The sequence below is a fragment of the Micromonospora sp. NBC_00389 genome, assembly GCF_036059255.1.
In the GTDB taxonomy this organism is placed as follows: Bacteria; Actinomycetota; Actinomycetes; order Mycobacteriales; family Micromonosporaceae; genus Micromonospora.
Map to the genome: position 1 here is coordinate 1,850,159 of NZ_CP107947.1, position 15,433 is coordinate 1,865,591.

Below are 15,433 nucleotides of genomic sequence, written 5' to 3' on the forward strand. Positions count from 1 at the left end.
GCGACGGCGTCCGGTCGATCAGTGCGTCAGATCATCAGTGGGTACGGGCCGGCGGTCGCCCACCGAAGCCGCGCCGGTCGTCACGCGGCCGGTCATCGCGCGGCCGGTCGTCCCGACCACGGCCCTCGGAGCGGAAGCCGCCCCGGGAGTCCCGGTCCGCGAAGCGCCGCTCCCCGGCGGGCCGGTCGCCCTGCTGCCGGTCGCCCTGCGGACGGTCGCCGTAGCGCCGCTCGCCGGTCGGGCGGTCGCCCCTGCCGTCCCGGTCGCCGAACTGCGGTCGGTCCCCGAACCGGCGCTCGCCCTGCGGCCGATCGCCGTAACCCCGAGTGTCCCGATCGGCGTAACGACGCTCACCGGTCGGACGGTCCCCGTAGCCCCGGTCGCCGGTCGGGCGGTCGCCCTGCGGCCGGTCGCCGTAGCGGCGCTCGCCGGTCGGGCGGTCGCCGTACTGCCGGTCGCCCTGCGGCCGGTCGCCGAAGCGGCGCTCACCCTGCGGTCGGTCGCCGTAACCCCGGTCGCCCTGCGGACGGTCGCTGTAGCGGCGCTCGCCGGTCGGACGGTCGCCGTACTGCCGCTCGCCCGTCGGGCGGTCGCCGAAGCGCCGCTCACCCTGCGGACGGCCGCCGAAGCGCCGCTCGCCCGTCGGGCGGTCGCCGTAGCGCCGCTCACCCTGCGAGCGGTCGCCGAACCGGCGGTCACCACTCGGGCGGTCGCCGAAGCGGCGCGGGCCCCCGGACCGGTCGTCGAAGCGGCGCGAGCCGCCGGAGCGGTCGCCGAAGCCACGGGGCTCCGCCTCCACGCGAACCGGGACGCCGCTCGGCGCACGGGCGCCGATCAGCTCGGCCAGCACCGGGTCGCCGGCCTTGACCCGGGTCTCGGCCGGCGCGACGCCGGCCTTCTCCAGCATGGCCAGGGTGGTGCGGCGCTGCTTGGGCAGCACCAGCGTGGCGACCGCGCCCGACTCGCCGGCCCGGGCGGTACGCCCGGCGCGGTGCAGGTAGTCCTTGGGGTCCTTCGGCGGGTCCACGTGCAGCACCAGGGTGACCCCGTCCACGTGGATGCCCCGGGCCGCCACGTCGGTGGCGACCAGGACGTTCATCCGGCCCTCACGGAACTCGGCCAGGGTCTTGGTGCGCATCCGCTGGGTCTTGCCGCCGTGCAGCCCACCGGCCCGTACGCCGACCGCGGCGAGCTGCTCGACCAGCCGGTCCACGCCCAACTGGGTGCGGGCGAAGACCATGGTCCGGCCATCCCGGGCGGCGATCGAGGCAGCCACCGGGAACTTGTCGTGCGGCGGGATCAACAGCATGTGGTGGTCCATGGTGGACACCGAGGCGGTGGACGGCGCCGTGGAGTGGGTCACCGGGTCGGTCATGAACCGCCTGACCAACGCGTCGACGTCACCGTCCAGGGTGGCCGAGAAGAGCAGCCGCTGACCGTTCGCGGGCGTCTTCGCCAGCAGGTCGGTCACCTCGGGCAGGAAGCCCATGTCGGCCATCTGGTCGGCCTCGTCCAGCACCGTGACCTCGACGTCGTCGAGCTGGCAGATGCCCCGCTCGATCAGGTCGCCGAGCCGGCCCGGGGTCGCCACGATGATCTCCACGCCGCGCCGCAGCGCGTCGATCTGGCGGTCGTACGGAACCCCACCGACGGCGGTCTTCAGGAACACGTTGAGCGCCTTGCCCAGCGGCAGCAGGGCGTCGTTGACCTGCATGGCCAACTCCCGGGTCGGGACCAGGACCAGGGCGCGCGGCCGCAGCGGCCGGGCCGGCTTGGCGGCGGCGACCCGGGCCAGCAGCGGCAGGCCGAAGGCGAGCGTCTTGCCCGAACCGGTCTGCCCGCGGCCCAGCACGTCCCGGCCGGCGAGCGCGTCCGGAACGGTGGCCCGCTGGATCTCGAACGGGGTGGTGATGCCCTGGCGCGCCAGCGCGCGGACCAGGGGTTCGGGCAGGCCGAGCGCGGCGAAGTCGATCTGCTCGGCGGCGGTCGGCGCCGGCGCGGTGCCGGCCTCCGTCGAGGTGGCGTCGGTCGTCTCCGGGGAGGCGTCGGCCGTCACCGGGGCGGGGTTGAAAACGGACGGAACGATGCTGGGGTCAGCAGAGGTGGTCAACAAATGCCTTTCGAGCGGGGCGCATCTTCGCGATGGCCCGCCGCGGCTGTACCGCCGGATCGCCCGCAAGATCGCCCATGGGCGCGCATCACGCGCGCCGGGTCAGTGATCTCGCCCAGTGTACGGCGGTCTGGCGGAGTCGCCAGCCGGTTGACCGACGGTAGTGGGCGGACTCACCATCGCCTACGGTCGCCGGCTCAGCCGCTGAGCACGCTGCCCATCAGACCGTCCAGGGCGTTGTTGGCGAGCAGGACGATCAGCACGCTGATCGCCACCAGCAGCCCCAGCGCGGCGGCCAGGACGATCACCACGCGGGTGGTCCTGGAGCGCTCAGCCGGCGTGTCCGCCCAGCCCTGGGCCAGGATGTGCCCGGTCAGCGAGCCGGAGTTCTCCACCGCGTTGGCCGGCAGCGCGATCGTGGCGAAGCCCGGCCCGTCCCCGCCGGCGTAGACGGTGCCAGCCAGGTCCGGGCCGCCGTCGTACCGTCCGCCGGGCGCGCCCCGCCCCGCTGGCCGCCCGGCCACCGGGTGGGCCGGCGAAACGGTCGGCCGGGACACGCCGACGCCGCTTGCGTACGACTGGGGAGCGCCGGTGGTGGATGGCGGCCAGCTGGGCAGCGCGGGCGCGGGCACCACCGGTGGTGCGGAGACGGGTGCCTTGGCCCTGCCGCCGGCCGAGGTCGGCTGCGCCGCGACGGCCGCGGACGGCCAACCGGCCGGTGGTGCGGAGACCGACGCGGTGGCACGGACGCCCGGCAGAGTGCCGGGCATCGCCGGTGGCGGCGGGAACGGCGGTGCCGGCATCGGCCCGGGCGGCGGTGGTGGCGCGGGCACCGGCGGGCCGGGCGGCGGCACCGGCGGACCGGGCACTGGTGGAGCCGGCGGGCCCGGGATGGGCGGCAACGGCGAGGGCGGCGGTGTGGGCGGGCCCGGGACGGGCGGCACCGGGCCGGGTGGTGGCGTGGGCCGAGGCCCTGGCGTCGGCGCCGGGCCGGGCGGGTACGGCACCGGGGTCGGCGCAGGCCCCGGTTCGGGCCGCGACGGCGGGGTCGGCCCGGGCTCCGGCTCGGGCCGCGACGGCGGGGTCGGCCCTGGCCCGGGTGGTGCGGGGATCGGCTCCGGCTCCGGGGTCGGCGGCGTGGGCGGCTGGGCGGGCTCCGGCGGCTGCACCGGCTCCGGCGGCTCCGGGTTCACCGGACCGGACCGGTAGATGGCGGGCGCGCTCGCCCGAGGGTCCGGGGTGCCCGCCGTTCCGGCCGTGACTCGACTGCTGCCGGGCACCGTGGCGCTGGCCCGGGCCGAGGCCGTCGAACCGTCCCGCTGCCCGGGCAGCGCACCGGCCGGCGTGGCGGAACCGGTCGCCCGGTAGGTGGTCGCGCTGGCCGGAGCGCTGGCCGGAAGGTCACCGGTCAGCGCGGCGGCGGTCGCGACACTCGCCCGGGCTCGTACCGGGACGGCAGCCGGGTCAGGGCGAGCGTCCTCGGGTGCCGGCTGCCCGGCGTCCGAGTCCGGAGCGTCCCCGGCGGCGCCGGTGTTGTCGGGGGTGTCGGCGGTGGCGGAAGCGGCGGAGGCCTCGCTGGCGGCCGACTCGGCGTCGCTGGTGGGTGCCGGGTCTGCGGGCTCCGCTGGATCGGCCCGGTCGATGGCGACAGGGTCGACAGTCTCCGCCGGATCACTCTGCTCGGCCATCTCCGCCCTCCGTGCCGCACCCGCACCCGCACCCGTGACGTCGGGCCGGGTGTGCATGGATGTCACGGTGCCACAGATCGCCCCGAGCGGACAGCCGGAGCCAAACGTGGCGGGTCAGCTTTCGGTGCTCGGGCTGCCCTCCGTGCTCGCGGCCGGGCTGTCGCTGGCTGCCCCGCTCCGGCTGGCCGACGGCTCGCTGGCCGGGGACGAGCTGGCCGGGGACGAGGTGGCCGGTGCGCTGGTCGGCGGCGGCGGGGTCGTCGGCGGCGGGGTCGTCGGGGTCTGGGTCGGGCTGGGCGACGGGCTCGGCGAGGTGCTGCCGGTCGGCGTCGGCGTCGGCGTCGCGCTGCCCGTGGGCGTCGGGGTGGCCGAGCCGGTCGGCGTCGGCGTCGGCTTGGTGGTGGGCGTCGGCTTCGGGGTCGCGCTGGGCGGCGGGGTCGGCACGATCGGGGCCGGCACCGCGCCGATCACCCGGGTGGCGGCGTACAGCCGGGACCAGGAGACGACCGAGATCTTGACGACGTCGCCGGTGGTGGGCGCCTGCACCATCTTGCCGTTGCCGATGTACATGCCGACGTGGTGGATCGTGGTGTAGCTGCTGCCCGAGGCGAAGAAGAGCAGGTCGCCGGGGAGCAGCGCGGCCTGCGGCACGGTCCGCGACCGGGTGGCCGCGTACTGGTCCCGGGAGACGCGGGGCAGGTCGAAGTAGTCGGCGCCCGGGGACCGGTACGCCGCCCACATGAGACCGGAGCAGTCGAACCGGTCCGGCCCCTCCTCCGACCACTTGTACGGGTCGCCGAGCTGGGCCAGGGCGTACGCGACCGCAGCCAGCGCCCGCGGGTGCGCGGCCATCCCACTGACGCTCTGACCCGCCACGTAGCCGGCACCGAGCTGCTGCTCGACGGCCTCCTGCTGGCGCTCGATCTGGATCAGCTGCGCGGCGTTGTCCCGGCGCAGTTTGAGCAGGCTGGCCTCGGCCGTGCGCAGTGCCTGATCGCCAGCGGTGAACTCCGCCTCGGCGGCGTCGACCCGGGCCTTGGCCGCGGTGTGCGCCTGGTAGGCGAGCTGCTCGCCGTTGCGGGCCCGGGACAGTTCCCCGGCCACCCCGGTGGTGCCGCCCGCGACCTTCTCGCCGCGGGTGATCTGCTGGAGCCGGCTCAGCCCCTGGATGTCGTCGGCGAGGTCGCCGGGCGGCAGCGCGGCGGCTGCCTTGATCGCGTCCGAGGCGGCCACGTCGGCGGCCTGCTGAGCCCGGAGCAGGGTGTCCTGCGCGGTCTCCAGCATCTTGCCGGCCGCTTGGAGCTGCGCCTGCGCGTCGGTGCGTTTCTGCCGGCTCAGCAGCAGCGCCTCGCCGAGCGTGCCGACCTGGATTTCACCGGCGGAGATCTGGGCGGCCAGCGGGCCCGTGCCGACGTTGACGACCGGCGGGACCGGGATGCCGGCGACGGGCGCGCCGCCGGGCAGTTGGAGCGCGCCGGCCACCGCCGGGCGCGCGCCGGTGTCGGGCACTGTGGTCGGCAGCCCGGGTTCGGCGTACGCGGGGGTGGCCAGCACCGCGGCGGCGATCGCCCCGAGCAGGGCGGCCCAGAGCCTCGGGCGCAGCACCGGCGAGATCACCGGGCTCCGTCGTCGCTGCCGTCGCCCGCGCTCGCTGTCGACCATTCCGCTCCCCGTCCCGCAGCCCGTCGCCGCGCCCCAAGGGCGCAGCCGTCGGGACGGTACCAGTGTGTTCCGCCCCACCCTGTCTTACCGCAACGGGGCAGTGATGTCGATGCATCGCCGGGTTACGGGAGGCTGAGAGTCTGGTGAAGTGGGTCGCCTCCGGCGACCGTGCCGCCGGGGCTGTCGGCGTCCCGACGTACGCTCGACCGGGACCGCAGGTGGAAGGGACGTGCCATGGACGCCGGACTCAAGCGTGAGCTCGAAGCGAAGGTGTACGCCGGTGAGCGGCTGACCCGGGAGGACGGGGTCGCCCTATACGACAGCGATGACCTGACCTGGCTGGGGCGGCTGGCTCATCACAAGCGCACCGAGCTCAACGGCGACCGGGTGATGTTCAACGTCAACCGGCATCTCAACCTGACCAACGTCTGCTCGGCGTCCTGTGCGTACTGCTCGTTCCAGCGCAAGCCGGGCGAGAAGGACGCGTACACGATGCGCATCGACGAGGCCGTCCGCAAGGCCAAGGAGATGGAGGATGAGCAGCTCACCGAGCTGCACATCGTCAACGGCCTGCACCCGACCCTGCCCTGGCGTTACTACCCCAAGGTGCTGCGCGAGCTGAAGGCGGCGCTGCCGAACGTCAAGCTCAAGTGCTTCACCGCGACCGAGGTGCAGTGGTTCGAGAAGATCAGCGGTCTGAGTGCCGACGAGATCCTCGACGAGCTGATGGACGCCGGTCTGGAGTCGCTGACCGGCGGCGGCGCGGAGATCTTCGACTGGGAGGTCCGGCAGCACATCGTCGACCACGCCTGCCACTGGGAGGACTGGTCGCGGATCCACGCCCTGGCGCACAGCAAGGGCATGAAGACCCCGGCGACGATGCTGTACGGCCACATCGAGGAGCCCCGGCACCGGGTCGACCACGTGCTGCGGCTGCGCGAGTTGCAGGACGAGACCGGCGGCTTCGCGGTCTTCATCCCGCTGCGCTACCAGCACGACTTCGTGGACTCGGCGGACGGCAAGATCCGTAACAAGATCCAGGCGCGCACCACGATGGCCTCGCCGGCCGAGTCGCTGAAGACGTTCGCCGTCTCTCGGCTGCTCTTCGACAACGTGCCGCACGTGAAGAACTTCTGGGTGATGCACGGGCTCTCGGTGGCCCAGCTCTCGCTGAACTTCGGCGTGGACGACCTGGACGGCTCGGTTGTCGAATACAAGATCACCCACGACGCCGACTCGTACGGCACCCCGAACACCATGCACCGCGATGACCTGCTGCACCTGATCTGGGACGCCGGATTCCAGCCGGTCGAGCGGGACACCCGCTACAACGTGGTCCGGGAGTACGACAAGGCACCGTCGCTGGCCGAGCGCCGTGCCGAGCCGCAGCAGGTCTGGGCCTGAGTCACCACGTACCCTCGCAGTCGATGACCGAGCAGCGTAAGTCCGAGCAGCAGAGCGGGTTCCCCCGCCGGGACGCCGAGGGGCGCGTCCGTACCCTGGGCGATCTGCTCGGGGTGTGTCTGGCCGGCCTGGTCATCGGCGCGCTGGCGCTCGTGCTGTTCGACTGGGCGTTCGCCTCGATGGGCGCCGGCGACTTCGGGCATACCAACGGCTGGTTGGCGGTGATCCTGCCGGCCTGGCTGTTCTGGGACGACTTCCGGGCCTGGGAGTTCGGCGCGGCCCGGGTGGTGGCGGCGTTGGTCGCCGCCGCCGTCGGGGTGTTCGCCGGGTTGCTGATCGCCGGTCTGGGCGCCGGGTTGCCGCCGCTGCTCTCCGGAGCGTTGGCGGCGGCGGCGTTCACCGTGGCGTACGCGGCGGTCTGGTTCCCGGGCGTCCGCTGGCTGGCCCGCCGGACCGGCTGACCCCGACCGCCCGCCGGGCGGATCGATTCTTCCGCCGGCACCGGCGGGTGACGGAGAACGGAGTGGTGCAGGTGAGCGCGGCGGTCAAGTACACGCTGGGCCGGATCGGGCTGTTCGTCGCCGTGCTGGCGGGCCTCTGGCTGATCGACATGAACGTGTTCCTGAAGCTGATGCTGGCGCTCGCCTTCTCCGCCGCGCTCTCCTTCTTCCTGCTGCGTGGCTGGCGGGACGAGATGGGCGAGGAGATGGCCGACGCGGCGGAGCGCCGCCGCAGCGAGAAGGAGCGTCTCCGCTCCGCCCTGGCCGGCGACGACCAACCCTCCACCGACCCCGAGCCTCCCACCGACCGACCCTCGCGTTGATCAAGAGGTTTGCGTCACCAGGACGGCTCCCGGTGACGCAAACCTCTTGATCAGACGCGCTCGGCCGGGTGGGTCACCAGTTGGTGGAGCCGGGGACCTTCGGCCAGGCCTTCCAGGTGGGCTTGATCAGGTACGCGACGCCGCCCGAGCCGCCGGAGACGCCGCCGCTGGCGTTGGTCCGCTTGGTACGCAGCCAGATCTGCTCGAACTGGGCACGCTTGTAGACGTTGCGCACCACGTCGTTGCTGGACGATGCGGGATCGTTGACGATCACGTCGCCGTCAGCGGTGAAGCCGACCACCACGAACAGGTGCCCGGAGGTGCCGTAGTTCGCCCCGTCCAGCTCGCTGGCGAGGAAGGACTGGCTGGTCACCACCGGGATGCCGGCGGCGATGAAGCGTTCCAGTTCGTCCAGCGAGTGCATCCGGGTCACCCGACCCTCCAGGCCGGGGAAGCTGGCCGCGTACGCGGTGTTGAAGGGCCAGTTGCCGGCACCGTCGTACGCGTAGTCGTAGGTCATCCGCGCAGCGTGGTTGACGGTCGGGTCGGGGTAGGTCGGGTCCACCCAGGAGGTGTCGGCCGCCGACGGCCGCCGACCCCAGTACTCGACCACCATCTCCGTGGAGGTCGGGGAGCACCATGCCTCGCCACCGCCGTCGTACTCGGGGTAGTGCCCGGAGTGCACGTTCTGCGAGTAGCGCGGCACCGGCAGCTCGACGCCCCAGGCGATGTGCCCGGCGCTCGGCGTGACGGTGAACCGGTCCGGCACGGTCGAGCTCATCGCGCCGAGCATCCGGACCACCGGCGCGGCGGCCTGACCGGGCGCGCGGTAGAGGGTCAGCCGCAACTGGTACGACCGCAGCAGCACCCCGGCGGTGGCGTCGTCGATGCTGAAGGTGTCGGTCCAGATCGTCGACCAGGGGTCGCCCTGCCGGTTGACGGTGGTCCGCTTGATGTCGTTGTCGCCGGACGCCCAGCGGCCCATGACGTACCAAGGGGTCTGGTCACCGCTGGTGTAGCTGCCCTGCATCTCCACCTGGATCCAGGTGCCGGCCGGGGTCTCCGCGTTCCAGGAGGCGATCAGCTCGGTGGCGTCGAACCCGATCCGGGTCACCGGCGAGGTCCAGGTGCCGTACTCCCAGCTGCGGGTGGTGCCGCTGTGCGGGTCGGCGTACTCGGTGGTGCCGGTGGGGCGAGCCAGGGTGAGGCCCGATCGGGCGCCGGGCACCACGCGGGTGCCGGCCCGGTCGCCCCGGTGCCAGTCCGCCGGCCCGGACCAGTCCTGGAACGTGATCTGCTCGTCGTGGGTGATGGGGTGCGGACGGCCGCCGGTGAGCGGTTGGGCCGCCACCGCGGGTGCGGCGGTGGCGAGCAGGGTGAGCGCGGTGACGCCGGCGAGGGCGGCCGTGCGCAGGCGGGATCTGGCCATGGGTGCTCCGCGGTGTCGAGAGGGACATCGTCGCTGGTCAGTGTTCCGCTTGGAGGGAAGTTTCGCCAGATGTTCGATGGTGGAAAATCATTGCCGCCGCGATGATCCGCCTGGGATGCATTAGGCAGCGATTAATATTGATATGACCATGTGACTGATGGTGAAGTGTCCTCCACCGAGCGGGATCTCCCGCCCTTCGAGGAGGTAGTCCATGGCCCTCCGCACGCCCACCCCTCTCCGCCGCGTCCTGGTGCTCGCCGTCGTCACCGGGCTGGCAATCGCCACCGTCGGCGCCGCCCCGGTCGCCGCCCGACCAGCACCGGACCGGACCGCCGAACAGGCCGCCACCGGCTACCGGGTGCTCGGCCCTCGGACCGTCGCCGACCGCACCGCGGTGGCCCGCACCGGGGCCGCCATCGACTACTCCGAACACGGCGTACTGCACATCTCGGCCACCGCCACCGAGGCCGCCGCGATCAGCCGTCTCGGCTTCCGGCTGGAACCGCTCGCCCCACCGCCGAACGTCGAGCGAGGCGCAGGCGAGGTGGGCACGTTGGCGTTCCCGCCCGCCGACTCCAACTTCCACGACTACGCGGAACTGACCGCCGTGGTGAACCAGGCCGTCGCCGACCACCCGGCCATCGCCCGCAAGATCAGCATTGGTGCGTCGTACGAGGGCCGCGACCTGATGGCGGTGAAGATCTCCGACAACGTCGGCACCGACGAGGGTGAGCCGGAGATCCTGTTCAACGCCCAGCAGCACGCCCGCGAGCACCTGACCGTCGAGATGGCGATCTACCTGCTCAACCTCTTCACCGACAGCTACGGCTCCGACTCCCGGATCACGAACATCGTCAACAGCCGGGAGATCTGGATCGTGCCAACGGTCAACCCGGACGGCAGCGAGTACGACATCGCCACCGGGTCGTACCGGTCGTGGCGCAAGAACCGGCAGCCGAACAGCGGCTCGTCCGCGGTCGGCACTGACCTGAACCGCAACTGGTCCCACCAGTGGGGCTGCTGCGGCGGCTCGTCCGGCAGCACCTCGTCGGAGACCTACCGCGGCCCGTCGGCGTTCTCCGCCCCGGAGACGCAGGCGCTGCGCAACTTCGTCAACAGCCGGGTCGTCGGCGGCGTCCAGCAGATCAAGGCGAACATCGACTTCCACACCTACTCGCAACTGGTGCTCTGGCCCTTCGGCTACACCACCGCCAACAATCCGGCGGGGATGAGCGCGGACCAGTACAACACCTTCGCCACCATCGGCCAGCAGATGGCGGCCACCAACAGCTACACCCCGGAGCAGTCCAGCGACCTCTACATCGCCGACGGCACCAGCATCGACTGGATGTGGGCCACCCACAACATCTGGGCGTACACCTTCGAGATGTACCCGGGCTCGGCGAGTGGCGGCGGCTTTTACCCGCCGGACGAGGTGATCCCCGCGCAGACCACCCGCAACCGGGAGGCCGTGCTGATGCTCAGCGAGTACGCCGACTGCCCGTACCGGGCCATCGGCAAGCAGGCGCAGTACTGCGGCGGCGGTGGCGGCACCACCGTCTGGTCGGACACCTTCGAGACGGCCACCGGCTGGACGATCAACCCGTCCGGCACCGACACCGCCACGGCCGGGGTGTTCGAGCGGGGCGCCGCCCAGGCGACCACCTCCAGCGGGGCCAAGCAGCTCACCCCGTACGCCGGCGCCAACGACCTGGTCACCGGCCGGCTCGCGGGATCGGCCGCCGGTGACCACGACGTCGACGGCGGCGTGACCAGCGCCCGGTCCCCGGCGGTGACCCTGCCGTCGTCCGGCACGCTGACCCTGTCGTTGGCCTGGTACCTGGCGCACGGCTCGAACGCCTCTTCGGCGGACTACCTGCGGGTGAGCGTGGTGCACAACGGCGGCACCACGGCGCTGCTCACCCAGGCCGGCGCGGCAGCCAACCGCACCGGGAGCTGGGCGGTGGCCAACCTCAACCTCAGCCCGTACGCGGGCCAGTCGGTGCGCATCCTCGTCGAGGCGGCGGACGCCTCCGGCGCCAGCCTGGTGGAGGCGGCTGTGGACAACGTCACCATCACCGCCTCCTGATCGGGTGGGGCCCCGTCCCGCCCCCGGCGGGGCCCCACCACCCGCTCCGACCCCGCGGATCCGGGACATATCGCCGCCGGTCGACCACCCCACCCCGTCATCGGGCGGCCCAGGTGATCGACCGGCGGTGATCGGTCCTTGATCGATCCGGCACGTCCTGGCGGTGCGCTACCGTCTTAGCGACCAGTCCGCAGCGAAGCCGGTGTGAGTCCGGCGCTGTCCCGCAACTGTGATGCCCCGTCCTGACGGCGGGGACGAGCCAGGTCGCCTGCGGATCGGTCGCGACACGCGCTCTCGAGGAAGGGCGCCTCGTGGGCGGGCGCACGAAAGTCCTGTCGGCGAAGCACCACACTCCTCGACCGACAGGAGGACCCATGTCCAGACGTACCCCCCGGCTCTTCGCCGCGACCCTCGCGGTCGCCGCACTCGCCCTCGGCGCCTGCGCCGAGAAGGCCGCCGACCAGCCGGCCGCCGGCGCCAGTTCGGCGACCGTCGCCTACCCGGTGACGGTCGGCTCGCTGACCCTCGACAAGCGCCCCGAGAAGATCGTCTCGTTGTCGCCCACCGCCACCGAGATGCTCTTCGCGATCGGTGCCGGCCCGCAGGTGAGCGCGGTCGACGACCAGTCCAGCTACCCGGCCGACGCGCCCAAGAGCGACCTGTCCGGCTTCCAGCCCAACGCCGAGGCGATCGCCGGCAAGAGCCCCGACCTGGTGGTGCTCTCCGATGACCGAAACAAGATCGTCGAGCAGCTCGGCAAGCTGAAGATTCCGGTCTACCTGACTCCGGCGGCGACCACGCTGGACGACTCCTACCGGCAGATCACCGAGCTGGGCAGCCTGACCGGGCACGTCGACCAGGCCGCCGACGTCACCGGCCGGATGAAGGACGACATTGCCAAGCTGCTCAAGGACGTGCCGCAGCGCGCCGAGAAGCTCACCTACTTCCACGAGCTGGGCCCGGAGCTGTACAGCGCGACCAGCAAGACCTTCATCGGCTCGCTCTACAGCCAGGTCGGGCTGACCAACATCGCCGACCCGGCCGACGCCGACGGCAAGAGCGCCGGCTACCCGCAGCTCTCCCAGGAGTTCATCGTCAAGGCCAACCCGGACTTCGTCTTCCTGGCCGACTCCAAGTGCTGCCAGCAGAACGCCGACTCGGTCAAGGCGCGCAGCGGCTGGGCCGGGCTGACCGCGGTGAAGAACAACCAGGTGGTCGCACTGGACGACGACATCGCCTCCCGCTGGGGCCCGCGGATCGTGGACCTGCTGCGGGTCATCGTCGACGCGGTCGCCAAGGTGCCCGCGTGACCGTCGTCCGTCGATGACCGGGCCGTCACCCTCGGGTGCACCGGCAGCATCCACCCAGCCGGCCGGGACGCAGCCTCCGTCCCGGCCCGCCGGGCTGCCGTTCGGAGCCCGACCCGCTGGGCTGCCGTCTGGAACCCGGCCCGCCGGGCTGCGCAAGCGTTGGCTGGTCGCCGGCGTGTTCGCGGTGCTGGTCGCGCTGATCGCCGGGGTGTCCATCGGCCCGGTCAGCCTGCCGCCGGGCAGCGTCGCCGCCGAGCTGCTCAACCTGATCCCCGGGGTGCACCTGGACAGCGGGCTGACCGAGCGGGAAATCGCCATCGTCACCGAGCTGCGGCTGCCCCGGGTGGTGCTGGGTCTGCTCGTCGGCGGCCTCCTCGCCCTGGCCGGCGGCTGCTATCAGGGGGTTTTCCGCAACCCGCTGGCCGACCCGTACCTGCTCGGCGTTGCCGCCGGCGCCGGGCTGGCGGTCACCGCGGTGATCGCCCTCGGCGGCGCCGGTCGGCAGGGCTCGATCACCGGGCTGCCGGTGACCATCCCACTGGCGGCCTTCGCCGGCTCGCTGGTCGCCGTGACGATGACCTACCTGCTCGGTGGTGCCGGCGGGCGGAGCCGCTCACCCGCGATGCTGATCCTGGCCGGGGTGGCGGTCTCCGCGTTCCTGTCCGCCGGGCAGACGTACCTGCTGCAACGGCACTCCGACAGCATCCAGCAGGTCTACTCCTGGCTGCTCGGTCGGCTGGCCACCGCGGGCTGGCACGACGTGCTGCTGGTGCTGCCGTACGCCGTGCTGACCACCGTGGTGGTGCTGCTGCACCGCCGCGAGCTGGACGTCCTCGCCGTCGGTGACGACGAGGCGAAGAGCCTCGGCCTGCACCCGCAGCGCTCCCGCTACCTGCTGATCGCCGCCGCCTCGCTGGGCACCGCCGCGGCGGTCTCCGCGACCGGCCTGATCGGCTTCGTCGGCATCATCGTGCCGCACACCGTCCGCCTGCTCGCCGGGGCGAGCTACCGGGTGATCCTGCCGCTGTCGCTGCTGTTCGGCGCCGCGTTCTTGGCGCTGACCGACGTGGTGGCCCGCACCGCCGCCGCCCCGGCCGAGATCCCGATCGGGGTGGTCACCGCCCTGCTCGGCGGCCCGTTCTTCGTGCTCGTGCTGCGTACCGCCCGGCGGGTGCTCACGTGAGCCCCGAGCGCACCGCCGGCTCGCCCGCTGCTGGCCCTGCTGGCGCGGCCACCACCGGTCCGGCTGGCTTGGCCGGCGCGGCCACCACCGGCCCGGCTGGCTTGGCCGGCGCGGCCGCCACCGGCCCCGCTGGCCCGGCCGGCGATGCCGGCGTGCCGGCTGTCGAGGTCCGGGGGCTGCACGTCAGCCTGGACGGCACGCCGATCCTCACCGGCGTCGACCTCACGGTCGCGGCCGGCGAGTGGGTCACCGTGATCGGCCCGAACGGCGCCGGCAAGTCGACCCTGCTGCGCGCCGTCGGCGGGCTGCTGCCCGCGCCGGGGGCGATCACCCTGTTCGGTACGGCGAGCGCCGCGCTGCGCCGCCGGGACCGCGCCCGGGTGGTGGCCACGGTGACGCAGTCCCCGGTGGTGCCGCCAGGCATGTCGGTGCTGGACTACGTGCTGCTGGGGCGCACCCCGTACATCCCGCCGCTGGGCCGGGAGTCGGCCGCCGACGTGGACGCCGTGCACGAGGTGCTCGACCGGCTGGACCTCACCGGCTTCCACCACCGGGAGTTGGCCACCCTCTCCGGGGGCGAACGCCAGCGGGTCTTCCTCGCCCGGGCACTGGCCCAGGGCGCGACGCTGCTGCTGCTCGACGAGCCGACCAGCGCGCTGGACATCGGTCACCAGCAGGACGTGCTGGAGCTGGTCGACCAGTTGCGCCGCGAGCACGGCCTGACCGTGCTCGCCACGATGCATGACCTCTCCCTGGCCGGCGAGTACGCCGACCGGATGGTGATGCTCGCCGACGGCCGGGTGGTGGCCGCCGGAACCCCCCGCGAGGTACTGACCGAGCACCTCCTCGCCACCCACTACCGGGCCAGCGTCCGCGTCGTCCCCGGCACCCACGGCCCTCTGGTAGTCCCCGTCCGCCCCCGCACGCCCTGACCCCTCGCTCCAATCCTGGGGGAGGTGGCCAGGTCAGGGGCCCAGGTCGATGACGGAGAAGAGGGCGCCCTGGGGGTCGCGCAGGGCGGCGAACCGACCGGCCGGGTTGTCGCGGGGCGGGACCAGGATCGTCCCGCCCAGCTCGGCGGCGCGGGCCGCGGCGGCGTCCGCGTCGGCCACCGCGAAGTACACCGTCCAGTACGCCGGCAGGTCGGCCGGGAAATCGTCGGCGAACGGCGGCATCATCCCGGCGACGATCCGCGCCCCGAGCCGCCATCCGGTGTACGTCATCCCGCCGACCGGCTGGTCATCGGGCTGCCAGCCGAACACCAGCTCGTAGAAGACCTTCGCGCCCTCCGGGTCCGGGGTGACCAGCTCGTTCCAGCTCATCGCGCCGGGCACGTTGAACACCTCGGCACCGGGCATGGCCTGCGGTTGCCAGACGCTGAAGGTGGCGCCCGCCGGGTCGGCGAAGACCGCCATCCGGCCCCGGTCGAAGACCTCGAACGGCGGCACGACGACCTGCCCGCCAGCCCGTTCCACCCGCCCGGCGACCAGCTCCGCGTCGTCGGTGGCGAGGTACGTCGACCAGATCGGCACCTGGTCCGGGATCGCCGGCGGCCCGGCGCCGGCCACCGGCTGTCCGTCGAGCAGGAAGACGGTGTAGCCACCCGCCTCGGGCTCCGGTGTCACCCGGCCGGTCCAGCCGAACAGCTCCGGGTAGAAGCGCCGGGCGTCGGTCAGGTCCGGGGTGGCCAGGTCGGCCCAGCAGGGCGTGCCCGGCGGGACGGTGCTCACGGTGA

12 protein-coding genes and 1 riboswitch are annotated in these 15,433 nt (G+C 73.1%); of the genes, 7 read left to right on the plus strand and 5 right to left on the minus strand.

Annotation, left to right across the window (positions count from 1 at the left end; translation table 11 throughout):
• Positions 1 to 34 precede the first annotated feature (34 nt).
• The 3 genes from OG470_RS08855 to OG470_RS08865 all read right to left on the minus strand — a co-directional run bounded on the left by OG470_RS08855 (position 35) and on the right by OG470_RS08865 (position 5,460).
• Complete coding sequence (locus OG470_RS08855) at positions 35 to 2,056, minus strand: DEAD/DEAH box helicase (RefSeq protein ID WP_328422550.1); 2,022 nt, start codon at positions 2,054 to 2,056, stop codon at positions 35 to 37.
• 251 nt (positions 2,057 to 2,307) lie between these two features.
• Entirely contained in the window at positions 2,308 to 3,798 is a 1,491-nt protein-coding gene (locus tag OG470_RS08860; protein ID WP_328422553.1) for a hypothetical protein, read from the minus strand.
• Positions 3,799 to 3,912: 114 nt separating this feature from the next.
• Entirely contained in the window at positions 3,913 to 5,460 is a 1,548-nt protein-coding gene (locus OG470_RS08865; RefSeq protein ID WP_328422555.1) for a C40 family peptidase, read from the minus strand.
• Between the two features lie 234 nt (positions 5,461 to 5,694).
• Here OG470_RS08865 and mqnE point away from each other — a divergent pair, with 234 nt between their 5' ends.
• From mqnE to OG470_RS08880, 3 genes are all read left to right on the plus strand, one after another.
• Complete coding sequence (mqnE, locus tag OG470_RS08870; protein ID WP_328422557.1) at positions 5,695 to 6,864, plus strand: aminofutalosine synthase MqnE; 1,170 nt, start codon at positions 5,695 to 5,697, stop codon at positions 6,862 to 6,864.
• Between the two features lie 23 nt (positions 6,865 to 6,887).
• Positions 6,888 to 7,325, plus strand: coding sequence for a hypothetical protein (locus OG470_RS08875; RefSeq protein WP_328422559.1), 438 nt, complete (start codon positions 6,888 to 6,890; stop codon positions 7,323 to 7,325).
• A gap of 71 nt (positions 7,326 to 7,396) precedes the next feature.
• On the plus strand, positions 7,397 to 7,687 hold the full coding sequence (locus OG470_RS08880; RefSeq protein ID WP_328426232.1) for a DUF4229 domain-containing protein: 291 nt from the start codon (positions 7,397 to 7,399) through the stop codon (positions 7,685 to 7,687).
• Positions 7,688 to 7,760: 73 nt separating this feature from the next.
• Here the strand turns inward: OG470_RS08880 and OG470_RS08885 are convergent, their stop codons facing one another.
• The gene (locus OG470_RS08885) at positions 7,761 to 9,116 is read right to left on the minus strand and encodes a C39 family peptidase (protein WP_328422561.1); all 1,356 of its coding nucleotides are present in this window, start codon (positions 9,114 to 9,116) and stop codon (positions 7,761 to 7,763) included.
• A gap of 211 nt (positions 9,117 to 9,327) precedes the next feature.
• Between OG470_RS08885 and OG470_RS08890 the strand changes: the two genes are divergently transcribed.
• From OG470_RS08890 to OG470_RS08905, 4 genes are all read left to right on the plus strand, one after another.
• A complete protein-coding gene (locus OG470_RS08890) occupies positions 9,328 to 11,205 on the plus strand; it encodes a M14 family metallopeptidase (protein ID WP_328422563.1) in 1,878 nt (625 codons plus the stop codon).
• Between the two features lie 167 nt (positions 11,206 to 11,372).
• Positions 11,373 to 11,495: riboswitch (cobalamin riboswitch) on the plus strand.
• 84 nt (positions 11,496 to 11,579) lie between these two features.
• Positions 11,580 to 12,515 (plus strand): ABC transporter substrate-binding protein, encoded by a 936-nt coding sequence (locus tag OG470_RS08895; RefSeq protein ID WP_328422565.1) that lies wholly within the window; start codon positions 11,580 to 11,582, stop codon positions 12,513 to 12,515.
• A gap of 13 nt (positions 12,516 to 12,528) precedes the next feature.
• A complete protein-coding gene (locus tag OG470_RS08900) occupies positions 12,529 to 13,698 on the plus strand; it encodes a FecCD family ABC transporter permease (RefSeq protein WP_328422567.1) in 1,170 nt (389 codons plus the stop codon).
• A gap of 152 nt (positions 13,699 to 13,850) precedes the next feature.
• The gene (locus tag OG470_RS08905) at positions 13,851 to 14,630 is read left to right on the plus strand and encodes an ABC transporter ATP-binding protein (RefSeq protein ID WP_328426234.1); all 780 of its coding nucleotides are present in this window, start codon (positions 13,851 to 13,853) and stop codon (positions 14,628 to 14,630) included.
• Between the two features lie 33 nt (positions 14,631 to 14,663).
• Here the strand turns inward: OG470_RS08905 and OG470_RS08910 are convergent, their stop codons facing one another.
• Positions 14,664 to 15,428, minus strand: a complete 765-nt coding sequence (locus OG470_RS08910) for a VOC family protein (RefSeq protein WP_328422569.1) — start codon at positions 15,426 to 15,428, stop codon at positions 14,664 to 14,666.
• Positions 15,429 to 15,433: the final 5 nt, after the last annotated feature.